Annotated in this window: 2 protein-coding genes and 1 pseudogene; 1 reads left to right on the top strand and 2 read right to left on the bottom strand. The window is 65.6% G+C overall.

Annotated features, from left to right (window positions below; translation table 11 throughout):
- Window positions 1-1,273, bottom strand: a 1,273-nt coding sequence (locus tag LO50_RS19060; protein ID WP_044316006.1) for a cation:proton antiporter, incomplete at its 3' end; no start/stop codon positions are given.
- Window positions 1,274-1,482: 209 nt separating this feature from the next.
- Between LO50_RS19060 and rhlE1 the strand changes: the two genes are divergently transcribed.
- Window positions 1,483-2,805 (top strand): RNA helicase RhlE1, encoded by a 1,323-nt coding sequence (rhlE1, locus tag LO50_RS19055; protein ID WP_044316005.1) that lies wholly within the window; start codon window positions 1,483-1,485, stop codon window positions 2,803-2,805.
- Window positions 2,806-2,855: 50 nt separating this feature from the next.
- On the opposite strand, the pseudogene LO50_RS19050 reads toward rhlE1, so the two are convergent.
- Window positions 2,856-3,083: pseudogene (locus LO50_RS19050) on the bottom strand (LysE family translocator); the annotation flags it as partial.

The following is a 3,083-nucleotide window of genomic DNA, read 5'->3' as shown; positions in this document are numbered from 1 at the left end:
AACGGCCCAGGCCGAAGATGATGATGCGCGGATGGCCCTGCGGCCTGCCCTGGGCCTCGACTTCCAGCTCGCGGTAGGGTCGTTTGCGCTCGAACACGCCGAGCCAGGGCGCGAGGCGTTCGTAGAGCGGTTGCGAGAACAGGATCATGTAAGTCGACAGCATGATGGTTACCAGCCCGACCAGGGTGGTCAGCCCCAGCGCCTCTGGCCCGACATGGCCAAGGGTGATACCCATTGCAACGAAAACGATGGAGAACTCGCTGATCTGCGCCACGGTCAGCCCGGCGAGAAAGCCGGTGCGCTTGCGATAACCCATGTAGCCCATGATTGCCATGACGATCAGCGGATTGCCGATCAGTACGAACAGCGCCAGCACGATGGCCGGCAGGATCTCGTTGCCGAGCGTGGAAAAATCCAGCCGGCCACCGAGGTCGATGAAGAAGAACAGCAGCATGAAGTCGCGGATGCCGGTCAGGCGCGCGTTCATCGCTTCACGATAGGCCGTCGAGGCCAGCGAAAAGCCGGCGACGAAGGCTCCGGCCTCCTTGCTGAAACCGATGTAGTCGCCCAGCGCGGCGAGCCCGGTGCCCCAGGCAATGGCGAAGATCAGCAGCAGTTCCTGCGAGCGCGCCATGCGGCTGACCAGCGGCGGCAGCACGTAGCGCATCAGCACGTACATCAGGATGGCCGCGCCTGCCAGACGCAGCAGCAGCGAGCCCGAGACCTCGGCCCAGCCGGCATCGCCGGCGCCGCGCAGGGCGCTCATGGTCATCATCGCCAGCACCACGGCGAGGTCCTGGACGATCAGGAAACCCACGGCGATGCGTCCGTGCAGCGAGTCCAGCTCGTGTTTGTCCGAGAGCAGCTTGACGATGATGATGGTGCTGGAAAAGGTCAGCGCCACGGCGATGTAGATCGCCTCCATGGTGCTCTTGCCCATCAGCAGCGTGAGCGCGAAGCCGAAGACGATGGTGAAGGTCAGCTGCCCGAGCCCCGTGGCCAGCGCCACCGGCCCGATATTGCGGATATGCGCGAGGTCCAGCTTGAGTCCGACCACGAACAGCAGAACGGCGACGCCGATCTCGGCCAGCAGATGGATCTGTTCGGCGGCGTTGACCGGGCCGAACACCGCCGGGCCAAGCAGAATGCCGACCACGATGTAGGAAATCAGCAGCGGCTGGCGCAGGCTCACGGCAATCGCCCCGACCACCGCGGAAACGATCAGCAGCAGGGCGAATTCGGCGAAGGGGCCGTGGGCGAGTAGCGCTTCCATCAGGGTCTCCGTGCGGTTGATGTGACGGCGCCGCGGCGCTGTGCCTATCCTGCGGCAGGCGTTGGCCAGCTACCAGCGCGGCAGCGTATGAAACTGTGACAGCAAGGCATCGCCTGGCCCGCCTGCAATCGGCTGGTGAGCCGATGTGCCCGGCCTGCTGCTAGAATCCGCCCTTTTTCATCCCGCCGAAACGGCGCTGCGAGCCTGCCATGACCTTCGCCTCCCTGGGCCTGATCGATCCGCTGCTGCGGACCCTGGAAACCCTCGATTACCGCAAGCCGACGCCGGTGCAGATCGAAGCCATTCCCGCCGTGCTCAAGGGCCGCGACCTGATGGCGGCGGCGCAGACCGGTACCGGCAAGACCGCCGGCTTCGCCCTGCCATTGCTGCAGCGCCTGACCATGGAAGGCGCCAAGGTGGCGAGCAATTCGGTACGCGCGCTGGTACTGGTGCCGACCCGCGAGCTGGCCGAGCAGGTGCACGAGAGTTTTCGCGTCTACGGGCAGAACCTGCCGCTGCGCACCTACGCGGTGTACGGCGGGGTCAGCATCAACCCGCAGATGATGGCGCTGCGCAAGGGCATCGATGTGCTGGTGGCGACGCCCGGTCGCCTGCTCGATCTCTACCGGCAGAACGCCGTGGGCTTCAATCAGCTGCAGGCGCTGGTGCTGGACGAGGCCGATCGCATGCTCGACCTCGGTTTCGCCGACGAGCTGGACCAGCTGTTCTCCGCCCTGCCGAAGAAGCGCCAGACCCTGCTGTTCTCCGCGACCTTCTCCGAGGCGATCCGGCAGATGGCCCGCGAGCTGCTGCGCGACCCGCTATCGGTCGAGGTCAGCCCTCGCAACGCCGCGGCGAAGACGGTCAAGCAGTGGTTGGTGCCGGTGGACAAGAAACGCAAGAGCGAGCTGTTCCTGCATCTGCTGGCGGAGAAGCGCTGGGGCCAGGTGCTGGTGTTCGTCAAAACGCGCAAGGGCGTCGATCAGCTGGTGGACGAGCTGCAGGCTGCGGGTATTGCCAGCGATGCGATCCACGGCGACAAGCCACAGGCCTCGCGGCTGCGTGCGCTGGAGCGCTTCAAGGCCGGCGAAGTGCAGGTGCTGGTGGCGACCGATGTCGCCGCGCGCGGGCTGGACATCCACGACCTGCCGCAGGTGGTCAACTTCGACCTGCCGATCGTCGCCGAGGACTACGTGCACCGCATCGGCCGCACCGGTCGCGCCGGCGCCACGGGCGAAGCGGTATCGCTGGTCAGCGCCGATGAAGTCGATCAGCTGGCGGCCATCGAGACCCTGATCAACCAGGTGCTGCCGCGCCACGACGAATTGGGTTTCGTGCCGGACCATCGCGTGCCGACCACCACGCTGGGCGGGCAGATCATCAAGAAGCCGAAGAAACCGAAAAAGCCCAAGGACGGCGGCAAGGGCAAGATTCATCTTGGCAACTGGTTCGACGAGAGCGAAAAGCCCAACGCCAGGCCGATTCGCAAGGTGCCGAGCCTGGGCGGCGGCAAGCCGGCGAAGAAGCGCTGATCGCAGCGCAGGGTGGAAAACGGCGAAGCCGTTTCCACCGGTAATGCAGGTCACAGACTCAGCAGTGCCGACACGACCAAGAGCAGCGCCATGGCATAGTTGAACCGGCGCATATGCGCTGCCGAGTGCAGCAGCTTCGCCGCCCCGACACCAAGCAGTGCCCAGGCTGCCAGGCAGGGCAGGGCGATCAGAAAGAACAGCAGGGCGTGAATGGCGTAACGCCCCGCGTCGGCAGCGGCGCCGCTGAACACGCCAACCACCGCCAGCGCCATCATCCA

It is taken from the genome of Stutzerimonas stutzeri (assembly GCF_000935215.1).
Classification (GTDB): domain Bacteria; phylum Pseudomonadota; class Gammaproteobacteria; order Pseudomonadales; family Pseudomonadaceae; genus Stutzerimonas.
This window is presented reverse-complemented; position numbering and strand designations above follow the sequence as displayed.